At 34.8% G+C, this 25,539-nt stretch carries 26 protein-coding genes, 2 pseudogenes and 1 other annotated feature; of the genes and pseudogenes, 24 read left to right on the top strand and 4 right to left on the bottom strand.

The genetic code is table 11. The features are described from left to right. The 15 genes from JCM21714_RS06510 to JCM21714_RS06445 all read left to right on the top strand — a co-directional run. On the top strand, window positions 1-210 hold a 210-nt coding region (locus tag JCM21714_RS06510; RefSeq protein WP_235182649.1), incomplete at its 5' end, for a DUF1294 domain-containing protein. Between the two features lie 228 nt (window positions 211-438). Beyond that, entirely contained in the window at window positions 439-1,815 is a 1,377-nt protein-coding gene (locus tag JCM21714_RS06505; protein WP_052000433.1) for a tyrosine-type recombinase/integrase, read from the top strand. Next, window positions 1,772-3,430, top strand: coding sequence for a hypothetical protein (locus tag JCM21714_RS06500; protein ID WP_235182648.1), 1,659 nt, complete (start codon window positions 1,772-1,774; stop codon window positions 3,428-3,430). The genes JCM21714_RS06505 and JCM21714_RS06500 overlap by 44 nt, the downstream gene beginning before the upstream one ends. Continuing rightward, window positions 3,396-3,902, top strand: coding sequence for a hypothetical protein (locus JCM21714_RS06495; RefSeq protein WP_035722797.1), 507 nt, complete (start codon window positions 3,396-3,398; stop codon window positions 3,900-3,902). The genes JCM21714_RS06500 and JCM21714_RS06495 overlap by 35 nt, the downstream gene beginning before the upstream one ends. Continuing rightward, window positions 3,895-4,038 carry a hypothetical protein gene (locus JCM21714_RS20080; RefSeq protein WP_158413476.1) on the top strand — a complete coding sequence of 48 codons (144 nt, stop codon included), beginning with the start codon at window positions 3,895-3,897 and terminating at the stop codon, window positions 4,036-4,038. The genes JCM21714_RS06495 and JCM21714_RS20080 overlap by 8 nt, the downstream gene beginning before the upstream one ends. A gap of 386 nt (window positions 4,039-4,424) precedes the next feature. Beyond that, entirely contained in the window at window positions 4,425-5,462 is a 1,038-nt protein-coding gene (locus tag JCM21714_RS06490; RefSeq protein WP_035722796.1) for a site-specific integrase, read from the top strand. A gap of 478 nt (window positions 5,463-5,940) precedes the next feature. Beyond that, on the top strand, window positions 5,941-6,099 hold the full coding sequence (locus tag JCM21714_RS20075; RefSeq protein WP_158413475.1) for a hypothetical protein: 159 nt from the start codon (window positions 5,941-5,943) through the stop codon (window positions 6,097-6,099). After that, window positions 6,066-6,653 (top strand): hypothetical protein, encoded by a 588-nt coding sequence (locus JCM21714_RS06485; protein ID WP_035722794.1) that lies wholly within the window; start codon window positions 6,066-6,068, stop codon window positions 6,651-6,653. The genes JCM21714_RS20075 and JCM21714_RS06485 overlap by 34 nt, the downstream gene beginning before the upstream one ends. Before the next feature lie 88 nt (window positions 6,654-6,741). Further along, window positions 6,742-7,386, top strand: coding sequence for a hypothetical protein (locus JCM21714_RS06480; RefSeq protein WP_035722791.1), 645 nt, complete (start codon window positions 6,742-6,744; stop codon window positions 7,384-7,386). A gap of 315 nt (window positions 7,387-7,701) precedes the next feature. Further along, a complete protein-coding gene (locus JCM21714_RS06475) occupies window positions 7,702-7,968 on the top strand; it encodes a DUF1294 domain-containing protein (RefSeq protein WP_052000438.1) in 267 nt (88 codons plus the stop codon). Window positions 7,969-8,378: 410 nt separating this feature from the next. Next, complete coding sequence (locus tag JCM21714_RS06465; RefSeq protein ID WP_035722787.1) at window positions 8,379-8,672, top strand: hypothetical protein; 294 nt, start codon at window positions 8,379-8,381, stop codon at window positions 8,670-8,672. After that, a complete protein-coding gene (locus JCM21714_RS06460; protein WP_035722784.1) occupies window positions 8,660-8,998 on the top strand; it encodes a hypothetical protein in 339 nt (112 codons plus the stop codon). The genes JCM21714_RS06465 and JCM21714_RS06460 overlap by 13 nt, the downstream gene beginning before the upstream one ends. A 618-nt stretch (window positions 8,999-9,616) precedes the next feature. Next, a complete protein-coding gene (locus tag JCM21714_RS06455) occupies window positions 9,617-9,907 on the top strand; it encodes a hypothetical protein (protein WP_035722782.1) in 291 nt (96 codons plus the stop codon). Window positions 9,908-9,970: 63 nt separating this feature from the next. Next, window positions 9,971-10,624, top strand: coding sequence for a peptide arginase family protein (locus JCM21714_RS06450; protein ID WP_235182647.1), 654 nt, complete (start codon window positions 9,971-9,973; stop codon window positions 10,622-10,624). Window positions 10,625-10,986: 362 nt separating this feature from the next. Then, the gene (locus JCM21714_RS06445; protein WP_052000432.1) at window positions 10,987-11,565 is read left to right on the top strand and encodes a TVP38/TMEM64 family protein; all 579 of its coding nucleotides are present in this window, start codon (window positions 10,987-10,989) and stop codon (window positions 11,563-11,565) included. Window positions 11,566-11,568: 3 nt separating this feature from the next. Here the strand turns inward: JCM21714_RS06445 and JCM21714_RS06440 are convergent, their stop codons facing one another. Further along, on the bottom strand, window positions 11,569-11,955 hold the full coding sequence (locus JCM21714_RS06440; RefSeq protein ID WP_035722777.1) for a hypothetical protein: 387 nt from the start codon (window positions 11,953-11,955) through the stop codon (window positions 11,569-11,571). A gap of 121 nt (window positions 11,956-12,076) precedes the next feature. Between JCM21714_RS06440 and JCM21714_RS06435 the strand changes: the two genes are divergently transcribed. Both JCM21714_RS06435 and JCM21714_RS06430 read left to right on the top strand, forming a co-directional pair. Further along, window positions 12,077-12,562 (top strand): dUTP diphosphatase, encoded by a 486-nt coding sequence (locus JCM21714_RS06435; protein WP_035722775.1) that lies wholly within the window; start codon window positions 12,077-12,079, stop codon window positions 12,560-12,562. Between the two features lie 20 nt (window positions 12,563-12,582). Then, a complete protein-coding gene (locus tag JCM21714_RS06430; RefSeq protein WP_035722774.1) occupies window positions 12,583-13,668 on the top strand; it encodes a M42 family metallopeptidase in 1,086 nt (361 codons plus the stop codon). A 60-nt stretch (window positions 13,669-13,728) separates the two neighbouring features. On the opposite strand, the gene JCM21714_RS22845 is transcribed toward JCM21714_RS06430, so the two are convergent. After that, the gene (locus JCM21714_RS22845; RefSeq protein WP_084040608.1) at window positions 13,729-14,319 is read right to left on the bottom strand and encodes a lytic transglycosylase domain-containing protein; all 591 of its coding nucleotides are present in this window, start codon (window positions 14,317-14,319) and stop codon (window positions 13,729-13,731) included. A 147-nt stretch (window positions 14,320-14,466) separates the two neighbouring features. Continuing rightward, a complete protein-coding gene (gene sspI, locus JCM21714_RS06420; RefSeq protein WP_035722771.1) occupies window positions 14,467-14,679 on the bottom strand; it encodes a small acid-soluble spore protein SspI in 213 nt (70 codons plus the stop codon). A 166-nt stretch (window positions 14,680-14,845) separates the two neighbouring features. On the opposite strand from sspI, the gene JCM21714_RS06415 reads away from it, so the two are divergent. From JCM21714_RS06415 to pheT, 3 genes and pseudogenes are all read left to right on the top strand, one after another. Further along, window positions 14,846-15,589 carry a TrmH family RNA methyltransferase gene (locus JCM21714_RS06415; protein ID WP_035722770.1) on the top strand — a complete coding sequence of 248 codons (744 nt, stop codon included), beginning with the start codon at window positions 14,846-14,848 and terminating at the stop codon, window positions 15,587-15,589. 56 nt (window positions 15,590-15,645) lie between these two features. Further along, window positions 15,646-15,885, top strand: a binding site (T-box leader). A 55-nt stretch (window positions 15,886-15,940) separates the two neighbouring features. Then, window positions 15,941-16,981, top strand: a complete 1,041-nt coding sequence (gene pheS, locus JCM21714_RS06410) for a phenylalanine--tRNA ligase subunit alpha (protein ID WP_035722768.1) — start codon at window positions 15,941-15,943, stop codon at window positions 16,979-16,981. A gap of 15 nt (window positions 16,982-16,996) precedes the next feature. Further along, window positions 16,997-19,425: pseudogene (gene pheT / locus JCM21714_RS06405) on the top strand (phenylalanine--tRNA ligase subunit beta). Window positions 19,426-19,481: 56 nt separating this feature from the next. On the opposite strand, the gene rnhC reads toward pheT, so the two are convergent. Beyond that, the gene (gene rnhC, locus JCM21714_RS06400; protein WP_035722767.1) at window positions 19,482-20,417 is read right to left on the bottom strand and encodes a ribonuclease HIII; all 936 of its coding nucleotides are present in this window, start codon (window positions 20,415-20,417) and stop codon (window positions 19,482-19,484) included. 130 nt (window positions 20,418-20,547) lie between these two features. Between rnhC and zapA the strand changes: the two genes are divergently transcribed. From zapA to JCM21714_RS06380, 4 genes and pseudogenes are all read left to right on the top strand, one after another. Continuing rightward, window positions 20,548-20,808 (top strand): cell division protein ZapA, encoded by a 261-nt coding sequence (gene zapA / locus JCM21714_RS06395; RefSeq protein ID WP_035722818.1) that lies wholly within the window; start codon window positions 20,548-20,550, stop codon window positions 20,806-20,808. Between the two features lie 7 nt (window positions 20,809-20,815). Then, entirely contained in the window at window positions 20,816-21,364 is a 549-nt protein-coding gene (locus JCM21714_RS06390) for a CvpA family protein (protein ID WP_035722766.1), read from the top strand. A 70-nt stretch (window positions 21,365-21,434) separates the two neighbouring features. After that, on the top strand, window positions 21,435-23,168 hold the full coding sequence (gene polX, locus JCM21714_RS06385; RefSeq protein ID WP_035722764.1) for a DNA polymerase/3'-5' exonuclease PolX: 1,734 nt from the start codon (window positions 21,435-21,437) through the stop codon (window positions 23,166-23,168). Window positions 23,169-23,180: 12 nt separating this feature from the next. Then, window positions 23,181-25,531, top strand: a pseudogene (locus tag JCM21714_RS06380) (endonuclease MutS2). The last annotated feature ends 8 nt before the right edge of the window (window positions 25,532-25,539 follow it).

Raw genomic sequence — 25,539 nt, 5'->3', positions numbered from 1 at the left:
TTATCAAGAAAAATGGTGGAAGGTTGTGAAGAGTTGCTTACATATTTGATAATTATTAATAGTATCACTTTTTTTATTATGGCAATTGATAAACGAAAAGCCATCAACAAGAAGTGGCGTATACCAGAGAGGAGAATATGGCTTATTGCCATAATTGGCGGAGCTTTTGGAGCAACGATTGCTTATGATAAGCTAAGAATATGTACATAATTACAGGAAAGTATTGGATGTTTTTTTAAGTTAATATATACTTATGATAAGTGAGATTATTGTCCACTTAGATAGGTAAACATACGTACGTATTAGCCGATATTCAGAATACAAAAGGAAAAGAACATATAGAGAGATTTTTCTCGCTTGGAGGAGGACAGAGTCCCGAAGCGGGTAGCGGTATCCGCAGAACGTAGTTGGAGGACCTTTAGTTGGAGGTAACACTATATGGGAGTTATTAAAGATATACAAACATCTTTAGGAACTGTGTATGAAAGATATGACAGGAATAATGAACTTATTCAGACGTTTGGGTCAATAGGCTTTATAAAGGAATCTACAGGACAAAAGAAAATGTACTTCATAATTACGGACTTAAGTGGAAATTTAATAGATGATGCCAATGTATATTTAAATGAAAAGATTGGTGATGACAAATATAAAAAAAGGGAAACAGCTTTTTCAGCTTTAAAGGTGTTCTTCTCATTTTTAAAACTGGTGCATATTGATAATCCGAAAAACATAACTAACGGTGATATTAGGGACTTACGGTTGTTTTTAGAAGGAGGACAAAAAGAAGGTAGCATATGGAGTATAGACCTTCAGATAAGACGTGATAATCAAACATTTAATAACTACCTGAATGTTTATAGAAACTTTTTAGAGAAAATGTATGGCATAACAGATTCATCATTATTTGAAACTACAACAGTAGGAACAACAGTTGGCAAGGGATTCTTTGCACATAACCAAAAAAATGTACAGGAGCGATACACAGCAAATAAAAAGGTGAGTCAACAACAATCTGTTCCTAAATACATAAAGCCTTATGAATACGAAAAGATTATGGAAGTTGTCGAGGAAAGCTATGGATTACGTGAAAAAGTTATTATTGATTTGATGTATAACTATGGGCTACGTATAGGAGAAGTTTTAGGGCTTACATTTGAAGATATAGAGCCATCGTATCAATCTGGCTATTATAACCTAATCATTCGAGATAGAATGTCAGACAAGCCCACACAAAGAGCTAAAGGGGGGGTTATGACACCCACATCAACAGATGATTATAATAATCGTAGCTATAGTACCGAAGGTAATCACCTTGGATATCAAGCAATCCTAATTGACGAAGAAATGGCTGACTTTATTGAAGAATTTATTGACGAATCAAGAGATGATATTGTATTAAGTAAAAGCATTAAAAAAAGAGAAAACTTAAAAAATAAAGCAATAGCCGATAGGGTTGGGACAACCCCCCTTTTAAACAATGAAAATCAATATATCTTTTTAAATCATCAACACTATACTCCTCTAACACAAGCTGGGTGGAGCTATATTCTTCGGGAGATTTTTAAAAGAGCAGGGATTCCTATTGATAAAAGAACGAAATCTACTAATCTTAGCCATCGTTTCCGACATGCATTCGCCATGAAAAAGGTAAAACAAGGTGTACAGATTGTGGAGTTACAAGAAGCACTCAGACATGCCATTTCAGAAAGTTGTAAAGCCTATTATAATCCAGATGATGAAGACAAGGCAGACCTTTTAAGAAAACATAATGAAAGGTTTAAAGAGGCATATGATAAAACAAGTATTAAATGATTTTTATACCGACACTGAAATTGAAACCATAACGTCAATAATACATTCTCTCGAATCAGATATTCAAATTAAAACCCTAATTAGTGAATGGCTTCATACCGATGATACTCATAACATTTTGATGAAAAGAAAATTTAAATCAAAACGAGGTAATTTGAAATTACTATGTATAAGAAAATTTGTATCACTAATCGGTAGATACATCCATGTTCAAGAGGATTTTACTTGGGAAAACTATTGTCAAATTTATCACCAGATACCCAATTTGGGGGGGGACTTCTCTCAAACTGCAAGAGAAATGGTTAGCGGTCTTTTTTTATATACCGTTTCTTCAGAAACACTTACTAATCCTGAAGTAAAATTCTTTATATTAAAATATAGTAACCTATTGTTACCGTATGATTTTGAACTAAGAAGTAAGAAAAAACTTAATATCACTTCTTTTATTGAAAGTATTAGCACAAATTTCCCACTTGATTCAAGTGTTGAAGAGATTATACAGGTACGATACCATGCACATAATAACTATTTATACGCCAATTATTTTTTCTCGACTGAAAATCAATTATTGTTTAGCTTAGTAAAAAGTTTTTTAGAGAATCTTGAGAAAAGTAAACCAAAAAAGTATCACATTCAACACAGAATAATGATAACTTTGTTTGAGGTCAGTTTGAATGGTCACAAAATCAATAAGATTGAGGATTTTAATAAAGCAACATTTAAAACACAATTGCTCTTTTATAATCTTTTAATTGATGAATATAATCCTGTGGGAAAGCGTGAAGCATATCCTTTCCTTACGATGTTTTATAGATACATAGATGATATTTATTTAGAAGAAAACGGTGAAAGGCTATTCAATTCATTTTCTTTTAATAGAGACATTCTTACCCACATATTATACCAACGAAGTGTTGAGGAAGGGTATGAAATTGTAAATCTTAATGGATTAAGTGACTGTCCAGTATATGATAAATGGTTTATAGTTGCCGACCTGAATAAAAGTGGCACTCACATAGCAAACACATCTAATTCTTTTATGAACTTTGAAATAATACACAATATCGAATTTAGACAGGATTTAAAGGATTTTATATGGAAATCTGATAGTACATATCGTGGTATCTATAACCAATTTCAAGTAATTACAGACTTTCTAAACCAAGCAGACATTTATTATAAAGACGAGTTAAATGTTATACCCATGAACAATGCATCAATGGAGTCTGACCAGTTATTGGGTTCAAGTGAAATTAAACCTTTCTCTAATAGATTTCTATTTTTTTATCATGCAAACCTCCTATCAAATGAGAAATATGAAGACGGTACAACCAAGAATCATATTATATTTATTCGGAAGTTTTTAAAACATGTTCAACAAAAATATAATATTTCTCTGTTAGGCTTAGACGAGTTTAGTTCAATTGAGGTAGACGACAAAGGAGGTATTCCAATTTCATTGGAAGACTTCGTTGAAATACAAAAGGAATTTGAAAAGAGACTAAATTCTAAGATTGATGAAACTCTGTTAATTGTTTTACAGTTAGCTATTGAAACCAAACTTCGCCTCGGGGGAAATTTTGGGATTAGAAAGAGACTGCATCGTATCAATTGATGATAGTGGTAAATTTGGTACGATTAAATATTATAGTAAGACTTCAGGTAGAGAATATAAGACAGAAGTCTTTATGATAGAACATATACGATTAATTCAAAAAGCTCTAAAACTAAGTCAATTTGTTTATGAAAAGGCAGACTCAACTTTTAAAAAGTATATTTTTATCTGTAACCATGCTTATTTTGATAACAAAGTCATTAAAATACAGAGTCGGTTCATTACTTTGTTCAAAGCAATCAGTAATTACTTATATCATCAAGGGAAAATCAAGGTACAATACACTCCCAATAATTTACGACACACATATATTGAAAGAGCTTGGCAGATGGTTGAAGATGGTCTTGTATCAACATTAGAGGTTGGCGTTATTACAGGAAACACAGCATCAGTTGCGGGCAAACATTATCGCAATAGAGATAATACTAAACGATACGTAGAAGCACTTTATGGGGGTTACTATATTGGATGATGAATTACATGGAGAAATAGTTGATAATAATTCAGTTAAAGACCTTCCCCCCCTGTTCAACATGGTGCTGGTAGTTGTGCAAGTGAATCGTGTATTAAAGTGGATACAGAAGAAGACAGTTTTTATAAGTGTCTGACATGTAAAAAGTTCGTAACAACCATAGAGAGATATTATTATTTTGAACAAAAAATGAATGAATATAAAAACAAAAAGGACAATGCATCATCAGTCGCAGAAAAGAACTTCTATGCAGGGTTGATGGAGATTTACGGAGGTTACTTAGCCGAAATGTATTCCATCATGGAGGGAAAAAATGATAATTGAACAAATAGAATGGAACATAAATAATGCAAGTACGTTGTCAGGAGAACAGAATTATCTTCAAGGAGATTTTATTGATGAACCTTCCTTCTGATTACTTCAAATATTAGGTTTTCCGATAATAGATGGGACATAGCCGATAAATTACACCCTGACGTACCTATACTTGATTTCTCAACGATTCAGTCAAAAATATTTCGAGTGTTATTAAAAAAAATTATACTACGTGATTTATTTAATCAACGTAAAAGAAAAAGAAACAAGACAGTTTATCAAACATATCAATATATAAAAAGATTTGTTTTGTATTTGCAAAATGAAAAATACATGTTTGACTTAAGATATATAACACCTGAGATTATTAAAGAATATGTAGAAAAAATCAAAAGAAATGATATAACTAAAAACTATCTATTCAGTGTACTAAAAAAAGTAGAAAGATTTTTACATGAAGTACATATTGCTGGTTACGACATAGACTTATCAGAGTATCAAAAGATACTCAGTGTGTCATATGCAGAAAGGAAAGCCGAAGCAGAGGCTAATAAAATCCCTAATATACCCAAGAGGATTTTTAATCAAGTAATTAGGTGTGCTTTAAGTGATATAGAGGATGAAAGCCTTAGACTACAAGACCGAATGATAGCTTGTCTAATTGTGATTTTATCCCACACAGGCATGAGAAAGGGTGAACTTCAGCGATTAGAAGCAGATAAGTTGAGGGATATTACCATATTAAACAAAAAAGAAAAAGCCTATATACTCGAATTCTTTACTTATAAAACAACGTCTACAAAGGATGGTAGATGGACTAAGAGCATTGCTTTTCCTGAAACAGTAATAGCTTATCAGAAGCTCGAAGAGCTTTCACAGGAGAGAAGGAAAATAGGGAATACAACTTTTTTGTTTTTAAATAAGTTTGGTAAAAGGTATAGTAAATCAAGTTTCGATTATCTTTTTGATGGATTTTTTTACAGACATCAAAATGAATTATTTAGTAGCCTATCAGATTATGAAAAAGCTCAAGTTCATGAAACAAAAGTAGGCAGTTTTTTAATGACATCAATTGGATTAAATACACCTAAAACTCCAATAAAAGGAGAAACTATTATCACTTTGAACCCACATCAATTTAGAGTAGCTGTAGCAAATATTCTAAAAAACAAAGTGAACCTACAATGGATAAGAGAGCATATGAATCATCTTGATGAAGAAATGACAAAGCACTATTTCAGATGATGATATTATTAGGGAAACAATATTTAAACGGGCATCGACTGATGGAAACTCGTTAGAGTTAGAGCCTAATAAGCAAATTAATTCAATAAAAAATGAACTATCTGAGCCAGAACTACTAAAAGCATATGAAGAGATTAATAAATTTCTCAAAAAGAAAAAATTCAACATTTTTACAGACATTGATGAAATTATTAATACTCTAAAACATAATCCCTTACGGGAAAATATTGTTGGGGTTTGTACCAAACATTTAGGAATATTATGTGAGCGTCAATACCGTCTTGCGACATTTGAAAAATGGTATTTTCTAAGCCCGAAAGTACCCAATATTGAATCCTTTGACTTCACTTATAAACGGTTTATTGACAAAGCAAAAATCGTTCAGCATAACAAAGGATTAGTTCAACAGGATTCAAAATATCAAAGGGATTACGAGAATGAGTATTTTGCTTTAATAAAATTTTACGAAAACAGAGTTTTGCCAGAATACGAATTAGTCCTTTCTATTTTGAATGAGAAAGGAAAAGAATTCATCTTTTCTTCTTATCCGCAATTAGAAGGCATTGTTTCCAATATTGATGAAGTGAACAAGGAGATAGAAAAATGGGTAACGGCATTGACATTAAAAGTTATGTAAATGAAAATACCATTAGATATGGGATTGGTGAAATAAGTGAAATTAGTAGTTTGAAAGTTCAGGAGCAGTTAGTTCAGATAGAGGAGTATCTTCAAAAGTTCTGTATGCATCAAAAAAAATTGACCGAGGAAATAAAGCAATTTAGTAAACTGTCCATATCATTTGTTTCATCGGGGGCAAATGTACCAAGAAGTCAAGTAAATCTGAATTTCAATACATTAAAGCTATATATAGAAAAACGAATAAGCGAAATTGAAAAGAAAGACCTTTTAAAAATAAATAAGAACGAACGACTCAGAATTGACAAAAGAGAGCTTGATATGTATATTGATGGGTTAAGACAACAAGTAGTGGACACATGTGAAATGAAATTATACATAGAAAATTTGGAAAAAGAAAATAAACGTCTTATCCGTCAATTAGAAGATAGACAAAAGGATATTCAGAAATTGGAGGTTGAGAACAGTAAGTTACGTAAGGCAGTAAATGAAGCAAACTCAAAAAAAGTTCTACCACTTGATAATAACCTAACAGGTGGTCGTTTTCGTATATAAATCCGAACAAACATGGATTTTTTTGTATATTAAACTTGTAAGTATATTATAATTTACATTAAAAGTTTTTTTCCTTGGAGGGAATAATATGTTTTCAAGTAGATTATTAACTGAAATTCTAATCACCTTTCTTGAACCTAAAACTCATACAGTGATTACCACATACGCATTAAAATTTAATCTGCAAGATATTGCAGTAGGCAATAGTAAACGAGAGAAAGTTAATAATATAGTTTCTTACTTTCTTAAAAACAACGATAATCCAGAAATTTCAGATATAGCATTTGAGTTAATAAAAGAACTGATAGACAAAGAAGTCTTTTACTTACAGGAAAGTCAAATTTATGAGACAGAAATTAAAGAATTTGAAGATAAGCATCCTTTAATATATAAACTTCTACAACAAGATGGGTTAGCAATAATAGATGGTGAGTTAAAATATCATGTGCCGACCACTGTTAATATACCGTCATCTAAAGATGAAATTTTTATTTTGATTGATAAATATAAATTTTCTACACCTTTAGGACATCTACGACAAGCAATGAATAACCATGAAAATGGGAAATGGGCATCGGCTAATTCACAACTAAGAACATATGCAGAGAGCTTGTTTCATGAAATGGCTGAAAAGATTTATGGCGAACAACATATGAAAAGTATAAAAAAAGACCATCTAAAAAAAGCAGAATTATCGAAAACGAATCCCCCCCAATTTTCGATATTTCTTTAAATGAGTGGGATACAGCTAATAGTACAGGATTTATTAATGGTTTTTGGAAAAGGCTTCATCCTGAAGGGTCTCACCCTGGTTTATCCGATATTGATGATTCAACTTTTAGGTTACACTTAGTTTTACTTGTAACAGCTAATATACTAAAGCGTTTTGATGATTATATGAGAACGCATGTATATTAATAGTTCTGGCATTTACTTCCTTAACTTTCATAATCAATTAAAAGTTATTTTGTTACTGCATATGAAAAAGTACATGAGGATGGCTATTATAGTGATAAAAGAAATGATAAAGAAAGGGGGAAGGAAATTCATGATGAAATTAGTATGGGTATATTTATTGGTAATAAATATCATTGGTTTTGTAGTCATGTATATGGATAAAGAAAAAGCAAAAAGAGGACAATATCGTATTCCAGAAGCTACACTATGGAAGATAGCTTTAATAGGTGGAGCAGTCGGAACGAGTATAGGGATGAAACTATTTAAGCATAAGACGAAGGTAAGTCAATTTAAATACGGATTCCCTGCGGTAGCCCTTGTATATGTCATTATTGTTTTTTATATTATTGTATTTTAAAAATCATTACAAAACATAGTGAGTAGAATCATCATTTTAAAATTTTTAGAAAAGGAAACGAAAACATTTTATAAAGCATTAAGAGAGATTAGAGAAAAACAAAAGAGTCAAAGTTAGGGAGCTTTTCAAATGGAACTTACCCCTCGTAGAAAACCACAAGAGATAGCTTATAAGTATTTTGAGAAATTTATCCCCCGAAAAGATTGAAATGTATCAAAACAATCTGTTTTTCAATGAAACGGAACGAATCAATACCCTTTTATTATTAATGCAAAATCTCAGCTTAGAAACAATGGTAAAAAACTTACCCATAGAAAGCAGAATAGTGTTGGGAGAAATATTGAAAGAAACTGAGAAAGATAAGGATACAACAACAGTTAAATAAATATCAAAAAGGGGGGGATAAAAAGATGATTCCACATTTTAATAGTAAATTAGAATTTCTACAATTTCTTTCCGATGAATGTATTAAAAACATGAAAAAATTTGAACTTAATCATCAACAAGAAATAGGAATTCAAAAGGCATATGCGTCTACTTTAAACTATTTAGCAAAAACTGAAGAAGCATCAGGAGGTTGCCATCTGATTTCCGCAATGTTACATATTTTATTGTCAGAGCAAGGAATTGAAAATAAATTGGTGATAGGAGAAGTTGAGGACTATGAAGCTAATACACAATTTAGTCATTCTTGGTCGAAATAAATGGAGAAGTATTTGACCCAGGGATTATGCACACATTGGATGGCAATGTACACCCACCAGTTTATAATGGTGTAAAATTAACACTCGATGAAGAATCTATGGAGTATAGGGTGTCCAATGATAAAGAGAGTTTGGACAAAGATGCTAAACAACTTTTAGATAAGAGTGTAACTGCTTATCTTGATGATATTAAAAATTACGGGTATCCAAAGAATTATTTGTGGGATGAAATTCTAAAAGCAGGAATCGGTATTATTGGCTATACCAATTTATCAAGGCTTCGCAAGAAGTACGATAGTCATTTTAGAGTGTTAAAAACGAAATGAAAAGTTAGCGAAGGCGGTTCGTTATGACGCTAAAATGTAAGAAAGCGACTAACCCAACCAGAATACCAATGTCTGTGCCTATGAAAGAGGCACTTGAAGAGCAAAAAAAAGAATCGTAAGGCTTTACGACTTCTTGCAAAAAAGGGCTTTTAAGGTTTTTTACTTTTGATTTGGAATCCGATTGTTTTTAAAGTATTTTATAAGAGGGACATAAATACTGAACATATTGATGACCTCTATGTAACAAAGCCTTAAGGGTTTTGTTCACAAAACTGAATTATTTTTTACGAGAATGACCACCCTTTTTGCCTTTGCGGAGCTTTTGGGTGGTTTTCTTTTTAAACTCAACGCTTGAAGAAGATTTTAAAAGAGGAGAGGGAATAATGAGTAGCCATACAACAGACGAAATATTAGGTCGGCAAGTTCCTATTGTTCGTGATTTTTTAATACACTATACAACATACAAAGAGTTAATTCGTAATAAACAGTATCTACCTAAATAACCTATATTTTGGAAATATCCAATTGATGCACATCTTCTGAAATCTGTAAATTATTGGTGTATGGTATTCGGTGGTTACAATAATGACACTCATTATAAAAAGGTGGATTTAAAGGATGAATATGAATACGTACCCTTTTATTGATTACCTTTTGACAGCTTTAAAATTGACGTTGGAAGACTATCAAAACTACTGGCATGAAGTAAAAGATTTCAGAGATAAATTTTCAGCTCATAGAGAAATTATATTCAATGAACCTGTTCCAAATTTTGAAGTTGCTTATAAGGTTGCACTTCTTTATGTAGCATGGCTTGAAAAATATCTTGTGTTACCATCTTTGGAATTAATGTTGAATGAATATCATGAAGAATTAAATGAAATGATAGAAAATTTCCGTTTAAATTAGTTGAAAAACATTTATTCCATTCAAATTTTTATAAATATAACATATTTAATATGAGGTGATATTTTGGAGTTTCACAGTGAATATAGGGTTTGTTTTCCTGATGAAAAAATATTTATTTCGAGAGACCATAATTGGGCATTTTCAGCATGGGAAATAGGAAGAATCCGAAACTATATAAAACCAAGTGCTACAGTTGTACATATTGATGCCCACTTAGATTATCTTGAACCGTTCTGTGAAATTAAAAAAATAACTACGGAGAACGAGGCAATAAGTTTTGGAAGAAATTTAGGTATAGCAGAGTTCATTATCCCTGCACAAAAGAATGGAACTATAGGAAATGTCCTTATGGTGAGTAATGACAGGGTAGACATAGAAGAACAGGCAAGAGTTGAAAGAGCTTATACGCTAAATCATTATGAGCATTTATATAGAAAAAAGTGGTTCAATGATACAGACGAGCAAAGCGTTATTTTAGACCTTGATTTAGATTTCTTTAACTTTAATTATGAGGATTGGGATTGTAATTCAGTTTTATTGCCTGAACCCTTAATAAGAAGAGAGTTAGAGTACATGAAGAAATATATGTGGGAATGGGACATGGTAACGGTAGCCTTATCTCCTGAATTTTGTGGTGGAGAAGACCGAAGCAGATATTTGTTTGAACTGTTCCTCGATGTCTTTAATTTAGATATAAAAAAGGCAATTAATTGGTGAATAAGTGTATAAAAATCCTTTAAAACTGTCCAAAGATTTTAACCTATGCGAAGTCATATCACTCTTTTGAGAACATTAAATTTAAAATTTTTTTGTGTATTTTTGTCCAATTCTTAAAAATAAAAATTTGATTAAGAAACGTTAATATATCAAGGGTTTAATCCAATTGTACAACAATCTCACTTATCATAAGGTTGGTATGTACGTATTCAGACATAAAACCAAACATATATCCTTTATTATACTTTTACCACTTATAACACTCTTGGACGCAGCATTGCTTGTTATATTTTTCATTTAGATACTCCGTGTCATAACAGCTCGTCTCATGTCATATTATATAAGGAGAAGGAGCTGATAAAATGATGCCTATCGAGATGATTAGTCAACTAAAGGTAATGGAAAGTTATGCACTTGCAGCTCCGGTTGTATTTATTATGGCGCATATTCTGAGACCTTTGCTATTTGTTCCTGTGTTATTACTTTGCATTACTGGTGGGATCATATTTGGTTTATTAGCAGGTACGGTATATTCCATTCTAGGATTAATGATTTCTAGTAGTATCTTTTATCTTATCGTTCAAATGTTACCTGCTCTTGAAAAACGCTTTAAACGATTGGAGGAAAAATTACTTGGAAAACAATTTTCCCTTAATACGTGTCAATTAGCGTTGTTAAGAATGTTACCTTTTATTCATTTTCATTTACTGTCGTTTTGTATATATAAAAAATCCGTAAGCTTCCATTCCTACTTACGAACCACATTACTAACTATAATACCTGTCGCTATATTTTATACTACACTCGGAAGAACATTTCATGAAATATCCATCTATTATGCCATTCCACTAGTACTTTTAATTTTATTACTAGCCTATTTTGTAAGGAAAAAGAATGCTAGTATTAAATGGCGAACTTTCTTCTCACAAAAGCCAGCATAAAAATTATTGCAAATGCAGCTTATTAATCGGATACTTCCATTCCACTTCAGCGTGAGGATAACGAATAAGTATTTCTTCTTCCAGAAAATATATATCCTTGCGCTCAAATCCTTTTAATTTCTCCGGATTTCTGGTATATATCACAATGTTAATCACCTCAAATGAATCTTCGGTTGTGCCTAAATATTTTTCCCCCCCTTCAAATAAAAATCCTTTGTAAGTGATAAAGAAATTCTTTTTGATATTATCATTATGATCTAAGAAATAAAATTCATTTTTTTCCTGTGCTACTTCTAATTTTCTTTTAGGATTTACTATATATTTATAAGCAGTGTATATCAATACAATCATTGCAATTACAATCAAAAAACGGAATAATAAAATAATCATTTCTATCACACTCCAAGACTTCTTTTTCTACTATACGATTATGGTAGTGCTTTGGTTTCAAAAAAGCAAAAAAAACATGCTATAATAAATGGATGAATGTCACAATTAGAAGGAGATCACTATGAATTGGCAGACACTGTTTGACATGCAGAAAGAGTTAGATAACTATATTTTAGCACAACATGATTTAAAAAACGAAAATGTTTTTGAAAAAAAGGTGTTAGCTTTGCTGGTAGAAGTGGGAGAGTTAGCAAATGAAACTCGCTGTTTCAAGTTTTGGAGCTTAAAGCCAGCTAGTGAGAAAGAAGTAATTGTCGAAGAATATGTAGATGGCATTCATTTTATTTTATCATTAGGATTGGATTTTGGTATTACACATTACGAGCCTAAGACATTAGAAGATGACAAAGATGTAACATCGTTATTTCATCAGGTTTTTCAATCAATTACGACTTTGAAGGAAAAGCAAACAATTGCTGCATATTACCATTTGTTTGATACATATTTAATATTAGGTCAGCAGCTAGGCTTTACAGCTGAGGATATAAAAAAAGCGTATATTGACAAAAATAAAATTAATTACGATAGACAAAATCAAGGATATTAATAATAGGAGGTAAACGTACGATGACAAACGATCAGCAACTTACGATGTTAAAAGAATTAACAGATGCACGATCCATACCAGGAGATGAAAAAGAAGCCAGAGAAGTAATGAAAAAATGGATCACTCCTTATGCAGATAATGTGTATAACGATCGTCTCGGCAGCTTAATTGCGAAAAAAACAGGTGATGAAAATGGACCAAAGATAATGATAGCTGGACACTTGGATGAGGTTGGCTTCATGGTTACCCGTATCGATGATAATGGATTTGTTTATTTTCAAACCGTTGGGGGGGGCTGGTGGAGTCAAGTAATGTTGGCACAACGTGTTACACTTTTAACTAAAAAAGGCGATATAACTGGAATTATTGGTTCAAAGCCGCCGCATATCGTTTCTGCTGAAGCACGTAAAAAACCAGTGGAGATCAAAGATATGTTCATTGATATTGGTGCATCCAGTCAGGAAGAAGCTGCCGAATTTGGTGTCAAACCGGGCGATTCGATTGTGCCATACTTTGAATTTACGCCTTTAAAAAATGAAAAACTAATCCTGGCTAAAGCTTGGGATAATCGCATTGGATGTGCTATTGCAATCGAAGTATTTCGCAGATTAAAAGGCGAAAAACATCCAAATCGAGTATATGGTGTGGCAACTGTGCAGGAAGAGGTTGGGCTACGTGGCGCAAAAACATCTGCAAACACAATCGAGCCTGATATTGGCTTTACAGTAGACGTTGGAATTGCAGGGGACACTCCAGGTATTTCTGCTAAAGAGGCAGACAGTAAGATTGGCGAAGGCCCACAGATCATTTTGTATGATGCATCAATGGTATCTCATAGAGGTTTGAGAGATTTCATAATAGATACAGCAGACCAATATAATTTACCGTATCAATATGCTACAATGGCCGGTGGTGGGACCGATTCTGGTTCGATTCACTTAACGGCAAATGGTGTACCGGCACTTTCTATTACGATTGCCACTCGGTATATTCATACACATGCAGCTATTTTACATTTGGATGATTTCGAAAACACCGTTCAATTATTAGTGGAAGCTATCAAGAAGCTAGATAAAGACACCGTAAATAAAATAACATTTGGATAAAAAAATTTAAAAAGCCTTTCCGTTTTAAGTAGCGGAAAGCTTTTTAATTGGATGGGTATACTAGGCTAAGTATTTTCCTAGTACTTTCTGGACATAGGACTGTGTTTCTTTAAAAGGTGGAATACCATTATATTTATCGACATTACCAGGGCCTGCGTTATAGGCTGCCAGTGCTAATGTCTTATTTCCATCATAGCGATCGAGCATTTGTTTCAAATACAGGGAACCGCCAAATACATTTTCTTTTGGATCAAACGCATTTTTCACTCCTAATCCTCGAGCCGTATCAGGCATTAATTGCATTAAACCCTGAGCGCCAGCATCACTTACGGCATTCTGATTATAATTGGATTCTGTCTGAACAACTGCATCTATTAATTTTGCGTCGATATTAAACTGTGAGGCAGCTTGTTCTATAAGCGTTGAAATACTGTCAGTAATACCGGATATGGAAGGACTGCTATTTAATGATTTTGTATGAAGCATAGAAGAAGCAGATTGTACCACTTCTGGATTGTTTAAAAAGTAAGAGGCTGGAATGTTATTTTTGTTCATAGTAGTAGTTGACGAATTATTCATTAATTGTTGTATCAGCTGTTGGAAATCTATTTGGTTGGCAGTAGAGTCATTACCACCCGTAAGTGATGACATTGCTGCATTTGCATTAAATGATAAATGGAATGTACGTTCATTATAGCGTTCTCCCTTTTGGTAAAATATATCTATTATAAATATACATTTTATCAGAAGAAAAAGCAATACGATGGTTGAAAAGTATCATCAACCATCGTATTTGCATTACTGCTTGTTTACTGCTTGTTCGAGAGAATCTAATACTTCTGTTTTTTCTGCTTCATCTGCTTGTTGCCAATACAATTCAAATAATACACCTAGACCCGGAAGCATTTTTTCTTCTCCACTTTGGATCGCATCTACAATCGTTGCTTCTAAGTCATTAGCAGAGTTACCAGAAACGTTGGACATAATCGCCTTGCGTAAATTCAAATCCATATTATCACCCTATCTAAAAGATTTTCACCCGTGCCCTATACAAAAAACAAACAAGTCCCACATCGTTGACATGTGTTATTTTTTTATAAGGGACTTTCATTTTAGTTTGACCACAATGTGTAAAAGTATGTATGATAGAGGATATAAAAACAGAGGGATGAGTTGCATGTTAACATCAGTACAAAATGAAAAAGTTAAAAACTGGAGAAAATTAAAAAAGAAGAAAGAACGTGACTTACATTCCCAATTTATTATTGAAGGATTTCATCTTATTGAAGAGGCCCATAAAAGTGATTGGGATATAGTTGAAATTATTTATCAACAAGGTATAGAATGTGACCCAGCCTGGTCAACTTATCCCCCCCTGTTTGAAGTGTCGGATAATGTAATGGTAGCTATTACACAAACGAAGTCACCACAAGGCGTATTAGCAGTCGTTAATAAAAAGGAAATACAAACACATCCTATTCAGCGAGCATTAATGGTTGATCGCGTTCAAGATCCTGGAAATCTTGGAACAATGATACGAACAGCTGATGCTGCAGGATTTGATACAGTGATTTTAGGGAACGGTACGGTAGATTTATTTAATGATAAAGTTATTCGTTCCACTCAAGGATCTCTATTTCATCTTCATGTTTTTGAAGCGGATCTTACAAAAGAAATAGATCGTTTGCAGCAATCAGGTAGTAAAATATGGTCTACAGGATTAGAAAATGCTCGTTATTATAACGAACTAGATGTTCCTGAAAAACTTGTGATAATTGTCGGAAATGAAGGCTCAGGTGTTGATCCGCATTTGATACAGAAGGCTGATCAAAACGTTATGATCCCGATCTATGGCAAGGCAGAATCGCTAAATGTTAGTGTAGCAGCTGCCATTCTTATGTATGAAGCAGTAAAAAAATAAGTTAGGACTTGCATCCTTTCGTAAGCTTGCTTATACTATAAAAAGTAAAAACATTTATAAAGGCATTGAAAGAGCTAGTAAATAGGTGGAAATCGTCTAAAGGGAAGAAGCATCATAGACTGTAAGTGCTTCTGGCGATCACCAATTGAAATTTCACTCTGGAGCCGACACTGGGACCTTGCATGAAGCAAGTAAAGGTGTACCGGTTTATACCGTTATCTGTTAACTTGAGTGGATATAGTTTTGAACTATTTCAACAAGGGTGGTACCGCGATACATTTAGTCTCGTCCCTTTTTTATACAGGGATGAGACTTTTTTGTTTTCTAAATAGAATAAAGGAGGTTCAATAAATGAAAGATCAACTGCAAGTATTGGAAAAAGAAGCATTACAAAAAATCGAAGATGCAGATTCATTGAAAGAGTTACAAGATGTCCGCGTCGCATATTTAGGTAAGAAAGGACCAATTACCGAAGTATTAAAAGGAATGGGGGGGAAGTTATCTAAGGAAGAACGTCCTGTTATAGGTGAGCTGGCAAATACGGTAAGAGGAAATGTCGCGGAAGCGCTCAATCGTAAAAAAGCTGATATCGAAGCAGTAGAGTTGGAAAAACAACTTGCGGAAGAAACGATTGATGTGACACTTCCAGGAAGACCTGTTCCAACTGGTGGTCCACACCTTCTAACAAGTATAGTCGAAGAGATTGAAGATTTATTCATCGGCATGGGCTTTGAAGTACGTGAAGGACCAGAGGTGGAAACGGACTATTATAACTTCGAGGCTTTGAATTTACCGAAGGGCCATCCTGCACGTGATATGCAAGATTCTTTCTATATTACGGAGGATATTCTGCTTCGTACTCATACATCACCAGTACAAGCAAGAACGATGAACATGATCAAAGGGGAGCGACCAGTGAAAATGATATGTCCTGGTAAAGTATATCGCCGGGATACGGATGATGCGACCCACTCACATCAATTTACACAGATTGAAGGATTATATGTCGATAAGCACGTTCAAATGAGCGATTTAAAAGGGGGGGTATTAGATCGTTTCGCTAAACAAATGTTTGGCGAAGATCGTGAAATTCGATTGCGTCCAAGCTTTTTTCCATTTACAGAGCCATCCGTTGAAATGGATATTTCCTGCAAAGTTTGTCATGGCAAAGGATGCAGTGTATGTAAAAAAACAGGCTGGATCGAAATACTTGGTGCCGGTATGGTACATCCGCGAGTACTGGAGATGGCAGGATATGACCCAGATATTTATAGTGGTTTCGCTTTTGGGATGGGACCAGAACGAATTGCTATGCTGAAATATGGCGTAGATGATATCCGTCATTTCTATACTAACGATATTCGATTCCTGAAACAATATCATCAAGCATAAAAAGGAGGTAAAAGCATGTTTGTATCATTAAATTGGTTAAAAAATTATGTCGATATAGATGGTTTATCAGCAGAGGATTTAGCGGAACGCATTACTAAATCAGGGATTGAAGTAGAAGGTCTTGAACGCTTTGCTTCGGTGTCGACTAATGTAGTAGTTGGGTATGTGGAAAGCTGTGAAAAACATCCCAATGCAGATAAATTAAGTCTATGTCAGGTTAGTATTGGTGAGGAAACATACCAAATTATTTGTGGCGCGCCAAATATTGCGCAAGGGCAGAAGGTAGCTGTAGCAAAACCTGGTGCTGTCTTGCCAGGTAATTTCAAAATCAAAAAAACAAAATTACGTGGCAGTGAGTCTAACGGTATGATTTGTTCGTTGCAAGAACTAGGTGTGGAAGAAAAATTCGTGCCAAAAGAGTTTGCTAGCGGTATTTTTGTATTTCCGGAGGATACTGAAGTTGGTGCAGATGTAACAGAGCTATTAAATTTAGATGATATTATTATCGAGCTGGGTTTAACGCCAAACCGCTCTGATGCTTTAAGTATGTTGGGTGTAGCATACGAAGTAGCAGCTATTTTAGATGTGCCAATTCGCTTGCCACATACCAATTATCATTCTTCTGAAGAAACAGCAGCACAACATATAGGAGTTAAGGTGGAAGCAACGGAACAAAATCCATACTATGGTGCCTTTATAATAAAAGATATCAAGATCGCTCCTTCACCTTTATGGATGCGAAATTACTTAATGGCAGCAGGTATTCGTCCGATTAACAATGTGGTTGATATTACAAATTACGTATTATTAGAATATGGTCAGCCATTGCATGCTTTTGATTATGACAAATTCGACTCCCAAGAAGTTGTCGTACGAATGGCAAATGACGGTGAAAAAATAGTTACATTAGATGATCAGGAACGAACATTATCAAGTGAACATCTCGTAATCACTAATGGGAAGAAACCTGTTGCTTTAGCAGGTGTAATGGGTGGAGCAGATACAGAGGTCTCCGATCAAACGACAACGATTTTACTTGAAGCTGCATATTTTGATGGTCAAACCGTTCGCAAGGCAGCAAAAGCATTTGATTTAAGAAGTGAAGCAAGCAATCGATTTGAGAAAGGTGTAGACCCAAATCGTGTCCGAAAAGCTGGAGAGAAAGCTTGTCAATTATTAGAGAAATATGCAGATGCCACAGTGTTAGACGGTATTGTTGAATTTGATCAACTTGATTATTCAGAAAAAATGGTAACGATTTGGACTTCAAAAATAAATGACCGTTTAGGAACAGCTATTTCAAATGATGTGGTTGCAGATATCCTGCGCAAGCTGCACTTTAATTATGAGCAAGATGATGAAACATTTACAGTATATGCACCAACACGTCGTCAAGACATTGTGATCTTCGAAGACATGTTGGAAGAAGTGGCTCGTATCTATGGTTATGATAATTTGCCTTTTACGCTGCCGGGCGGTGGGGGGGCACAAGTTGGTGGTTTAACGAAACAACAACAGTTAAAACGTCATGTAAAACGTTTCTTAGAAGGAGCTGGGCTGTCTGAAACGGTTACCTATTCTTTAACAAACAAAGAGCGTGTCACACAACTGGTTAGTCCAGAAGTAGCAGAAGCCTTAGTATCAGCAGTATCATTATCAATGCCAATGAGCGAAGAACATAGTACATTACGATTAAGCATTTTACCGGAAATGCTATCATCTGTTGCCTATAATTTAGCTCGTAAGCAAACAAACCTTGCTTATTATGAATTAGGCAGTATTTTTATTTCTAAAGAGCAAGAAGTGACAAAACAACCAGAAGAAAAGCTTCGTCTAGCAGGTGTTCTAACTGGAGAGTGGAATCATCATCCTTGGCAGCAAGAGAAAAAGACAGTTGATTTCTTTGTCGTCAAAGGAGTTCTGGAAGCATTATTTGCATCATTAAATGTGCAAGTAATCTTTACCCAGGCAAAAGTGGAAGGGATGCATCCTGGAAGAACAGCTCAATTGTTCCTGAATAACCATGCCATTGGGTTTGCTGGTCAATTACATCCGCAATTACAAAAAAGCTATGATTTGAAGGATACGTTTGTGTTTGATATCGACTTCGATATATTCTTTCACTTCACGAAAATGAACCAAGTTTTGCTGCAATTCCACGTTATCCTAGTGTGACGAGGGATATTGCACTTGTAGTGAACGAAACAGTTCAGGCGGGTGTTTTACAAGATACGATTGCAAAAGCTGGTGGTGAACTGATCAAGGATATCCAGGTATTTGATGTTTATCAGGGTGACCGTTTAACAGTAGGAAAAAAATCGATTGCCTTCAGTTTATTCTATCAAGATCCAGAACGGACGCTAATGGATGAGGAAGTAGAAGCATCCTATCAAGCGATATTAGAAGCAGTAGCAAACGAACACCAAGCAGAATTAAGAGCATAAACAAAAAGGCTGCAACTTAATTAGAGTTGCAGCCTTTCTTTTATCATCAGAGGGTATCATCTCTTTTTTACATATCGCAATGCTTTATCAGTATTGGCGAAATGTGTTTTTGCTATGTTTGCTAATGCTTCAAGGCCATGTTTTTTTATCAAGTAAGCAGCTGTTTGATCGACTTTGCTGGATGCACCCTTTGGTATGGTAACTCCGTATTCAGCAGAGAGGTGATCCATTTCTTTTACAAATTTAGCTCTTGCAATAATAGAGGCAGCAGCCACAGAAGTAGAATAACTTTCAGCTTTTGTCATAAAAAAAGTATTAGTCTCTAATCGAAGACCCTCTTCTTTAATATGCTTGATATAAGAGGGTGGCTGACAAAATTGGTCAATTAATATCCCCTGAAGAGAACTGTTTCCTATTTTAGTTAATAATTTTTGAATCGCATGCTGATGAAGCATGGCTTTCATTTTGCCTTGATTCCAGCCTTTTTTTTGAAGCTTGTTATACTTCGCATTTTCTAACGTTAATAACGTGTAGGGAATTTTTTGCTTCACAATTTCTTTCGCAAACTCTGCAATGCGATCATCTATCAACGTTTTGGAATCCGTGATACCCATTGCTTTAAGAATTGACAATGTTTCTTCAGTCAAATATACCGCACTCACCGTAATTGGGCCGAAGTAATCTCCTGTACCCGCTTCATCTGTCCCGATGTGTGCTTGATGGAATAAAGCTTGTGGTGGCTGATATTGGTGGTCATTTACGGAGGGTTTTGCAATGATAGAATCAGATACAAACGCTTGCCATTGCTCCGCTTCCTGTTGAGCCTGACCACCCTGAAACATGACTTTTCCAGATTTATAAGCAATAATTGTAACATTATTCTTTTTAGCTAAGAAAAGACTATTTGGCGGAACTTTGGTAATATAGTTTTCATAATAACTTTTTACTTTTGATAAATTATTTTTTGTGAATTGTAAAACGATGTTTGACAATAGTCTTCGTCCTTTCCTACTTACTACTTTTAAGTATAACAGAGATTCATTTTATCAGAATAGTTTTCTAATTAGGTACTTCATGTTACTATTAATTCTAAGTTAATTGTCTAAAAGGGGGGGTATCATGGTGTCCCAACCAGAAAAGTCTCGGACCACCGTTGATATATATGGAAGAGCATACACGATTGTTGGTAACGAACAGTCAGATCAGATCCGTCATGTAGCAAATCTGGTGGATGGCAAAATGCGTGATATACACGCTTTGAATAAATCATTGGATACAACTAAACTTGCAGTATTGACAGCAGTGAATACAATGAATGATTACATAAAATTAAAAGAGGATTTTGAGGTATTACAAAAATTACTTGAGGAGAAAGAGGAATAATTTTGTTATGGTAAATATCATACTTATTTTTTTACTTATTGTTGGAATCTTTGTAGGATTAAGGAGAGGTTTTATCCTTCAAGTTCTGCACCTTATTGGATTTATTGTCGCTTTTATAGTTGCTGCAATTTATTACGATAATCTGGCATCAAAGTTGGAATTATGGATTCCATATCCAGAATTTATGTCAGATGCTTCATGGGCTGTTTTTCTAGAATCGTTGCCATTAGAGGCTGCTTATTATAATGCTATTGCCTTTGGTGCTTTATTTTTTGTTACGAAAATCATTTTGCAAATTGTAGCAACAATGCTTGATTTTGTAGCAGATTTACCGATTTTACGACTTTTAAATAGTTGGTTAGGTGCCATTTTAGGTTTTGTAGAAGTATATTTGCTATTATTTGTTGTCTTATATATTTTGGCTTTAGCACCTGTTGCCTATATTCAGGAACTTATCGATAGTTCGTCAATTGCAGCCTTTATTATCGAAGAAACACCGGTTTTATCAGATAAAATTGCAACATATTGGTTCGAAAATGACCCTTTCAGTAAGTAATGGAACATACCCTTGCCAGACAAATAGCAAGGGTATTTCACATGTTAATAAGAAGAAGTGAGGGAACTGAATGGCTATTAATAAAAAAGATGTTATTAAGCTATTAGAAAAAATTGCTACCTATCTTGAATTAAAAAATGAAAATCCTTTTAAAATATCAGCATATCGTAAGGCAGCGCAAGCCCTGGAACGAGACGATCGTTCTTTAACAGAAATAGAAGATTTCACGAAATTGCAAGGTGTAGGAAAAGGCACCGCTGCTGTCATATTGGAATTTATTGAAAATGGTGAATCAGATACTTTACTACAATTAGAGAAAGAAGTACCGGCAGGTTTGATTCCTCTGTTGAATTTACCTGGCTTGGGTGGGAAAAAATTAGCAAAACTATATCATGAATTAGATATTGTCGATGAAGGTACGTTAAGAGCAGCCTGTGAAAAAGGGGGGGAAGTACAGGCGCTTAAAGGCTTTGGTAAAAAAACGGAGGAAAAAATAATAGAAGCTCTGAATAGTGCGGGTACTCGTCCTGAACGTTTACCAGTGCCTCTCGTTGTAGCAACTGTAGAAAAAATAGAAGATTTTCTTCACAACATCGAAGAGATTCAACGATTTTCGATTGCAGGTAGTATGCGGCGATTTCGAGAGACCGTTAAAGACTTAGATTTTATTATTGCAACAGATAAGCCGGACATAGTGAAGGAAAAATTATTACAATTCGAAGATCGAATGGACACGATCGCGGCAGGTGATACAAAGGTATCGATTGTTGTGCAAGGACGCTATGATATTAATGTTGATTTTCGTTTAGTAAGCGATAAAGAATTTCCAACAACACTTCATCATTTCACCGGTTCGAAGGATCATAATGTGTTAATGCGTCAATTGGCAAAATCACAAGGTAAAAAAATTAGTGAGTATGGTGTTGAGGATGTTGAGACAGGGAAGGTGAAAACTTTTGCTACAGAGGAAGCTTTCTATCGTAATTTTGGACTGGAGTTTATCCCACCTGAAATTCGTGAAGGTAAGGATGAACTTACTCTTGCAAAAGCTTCAATTGATTTAGTGGATGAAGCTTCTATTCAAGCTGATTTGCATATGCATACGACATGGAGTGATGGTGCACAATCCTTAGAAGAGATGGTGATTCGTGTCAAAGAGAAAGGCTATCACTTTATGGCAATTACGGATCATTCGAAGTTTCTTAAAGTTGCTAATGGACTAAACGAAGAACGCTTGCGACAACAACGTAAAGAAATTGAAAAAGTGCAGCAACAGCATCCTGACATTACTATTTTAGCGGGTGTTGAGATGGATATCTTACCTGATGGGACATTAGATTTCGAAGATGATTTTTTACAAGAGCTCGACTTTGTCATTGCATCGATTCATTCTAGTTTTCAACAGCCACAAGAGAAGATACATGAGCGGTTACTGCATGCATTGCAGAATCCGCATGTAGATATGATTGCACATCCAACGGGCAGATTATTAGGCAAACGAGATGGCTATGCTGTCGATGTAGAATGGCTGATTAAACAAGCAGCAGCAACCAATACTATCTTAGAATTAAATGCAAATCCCAATCGTTTAGATCTATCTGCAGAGTGGGTAGAACTTGCACAGGAACACGGTGTTCATCTGGCAATTAACACTGACGCACATAATTATACTATGTTAGAAGATATGACAACTGGTATTGGTACTGCACGTCGTGGAAAACTAAAAAAAGATACAGTAGTCAACACGTGGAATGCAGAAAAATTCATCGAATATTTACGCCAAAAAGAAGTGAATTCAAGATAGGAGGTTTGATTGATGAACCAGCGTATATTACATGTATTAGAATTTCACAAAATTAAGGAACAACTCGTAGAAAAAGCTGCTTCTTCTCTTGGTGTGGAAAAAGCACGTATGTTAAAACCTTCCACAGATCTTGAACAGGTTAATTCATGGCAAGACGAAACAGATGAAGCTTTTCATGTTATTCGACTTAAAGGAAATGTACCACTAGGTGGAATATCTGATATAAAACCAAGTATTAAAAGAGCTGTGATTGGTGGCATTCTATCCACACACGAATGTTTAGATGTTGCCAGTACGATAAATGGTGGTAAACAATTAAAACTGTTTATTGATAAATTAGAAGATATCAAATTACCGATTGTTCAGGCGCTTGCAGATGAGATAGTTCCATTAAACGAGTTAGAAAGAGAAATTAAGAGCTGTATTGATGATCATGGGCATATGATGATGGTGCTTCAGATAAATTACGAGGTTTACGTACTAAGATCCGTACTAACGAAAATAAGGTGCGAGACCGATTAGATAATTTCACAAAAACTAAAACGAAGATGTTATCAGATGTGATTGTCACGATTCGTAATGACAGGTATGTGTTGCCAGTCAAACAGGAATATCGCGGGGCGATAGGTGGTATCGTTCATGATCAATCTGCATCAGGTCAAACGTTATTTATGGAACCCCCCCAGTCTGTCGTGGAATTAAACAATCAGTTACAAGCAGCCAGAGTTGATGAGAAAAGAGAAATTGAGCGAATCTTAAAGGATTTAACGATCCGTATTGCTGAAGATGAAGGATATCTCCGGCAAAATGTCGAAGCATTAGCACATATAGATTTTATATTTGCACGCGCTAAGTTAAGTCATGAGATGAAAGCAAGCCGGCCAACCATGAATGACCAGGGCATTATTAAATTGAAACGTGCTCGTCATCCGCTAATTCCAGCAGATGAGGTGGTAGCGAATGATGTGGAATTAGGCGAAGACTTTACCGCCATTGTCATTACTGGTCCCAATACAGGCGGTAAAACCGTCACGTTAAAAATGGTCGGACTTTGCACATTGATGGCACAATCTGGCTTACAGGTGCCAGCACTGGATGGTGGAGAGTTAGCCGTCTTTTCTGATGTGTTTGCTGATATTGGTGATGAGCAATCGATCGAACAAAGTTTAAGTACTTTTTCTTCTCACATGACCAATATTGTTGATATCCTTAATAATTTTGATCATAAATCGTTATTGTTATTTGATGAGCTTGGTGCTGGAACAGATCCTCAGGAAGGCGCTGCATTAGCTATGTCTATCCTCGATTATGTGGTAGAAAAGAGAGCACGAGTTATTGCAACGACACATTATCCTGAATTAAAGGCATATGGATATAATCGTAAAGATGTGACGAATGCTTCCGTTGAATTTGATATTCAAACGCTAAAACCAACTTATCGATTGTTAATTGGTGTTCCTGGTCGCAGTAATGCATTTGAAATATCGAAGCGTCTTGGATTAAATGAACAAGTTATTGAAGAAGCCAGAAGTCTTATAAGCACCGATTCTAAAAGTGTGGAGAATATGATCGCATCTCTTGAAGATTCAAGACGGAGAGCTGAAACGGATTATGAAAATGCCCATATTATTTTAGAACAAGCAGATCAGCTCAAACGAGATATTGAAAAAAAATGGCAACAATTCGATAGAGAACGTGAGGCATTATATAAAAAAGCCGAAGAAAAAGCAGAAAAAGCTTTGGTAAGAGCGAGAGAAGATGCTGAAACGATCGTTTTAGAGCTAAGAAATATGAAAACAGAAGCTGAATTAAAAGAACATGAATGGATTGAAGCGAAAAAACTTCTGAATGAGGCAAGACCAGATCTAACCAAAAAGCAAGAGAAACAAGAGCAAGCATTTGATGCAGCAAAGGCAAAAACGTTACATCCTGGAGATGAAGTGAAGCTGTTAACGTTAGATCAGAAAGGATCTATCATTGAACAGACAGGTAAGAATGAGTTCCAAGTTCAAATTGGAATAATGAAAATGAAAGTAAAGCGCAAAGATTTGTTATTTGTGAGACGAGAAGAACCCAAAATGGAAAAACCATTAGCTACCGTTAGAGGTTCACAATATCATGTAAAACCTGAACTCGATTTGCGTGGTGAACGCTATGAAGATGCTTTGCAACAATTAGAGAAGTATGTTGATGATGCCTTACTTGCAGGCTATCATAACGTATCGATTATTCATGGGAAAGGTACGGGTGCACTTCGTAAAGGAGTAAAGGACTTTGCCCGCAAACATTCCAAAATTACCAGTGCTCGTGACGGTGAAATGGGTGAAGGTGGACTAGGTGTGACGGTATTAGCATTAAAATAAGAGGAGGC

This window comes from Gracilibacillus boraciitolerans JCM 21714 (genome assembly GCF_000521485.1).
GTDB classification, from domain to species: Bacteria; Bacillota; Bacilli; order Bacillales; family Amphibacillaceae; genus Gracilibacillus; species Gracilibacillus boraciitolerans.
Note: the sequence above shows the minus strand (reverse complement) of the source record. Positions and strands in the feature narration are given on the sequence as shown.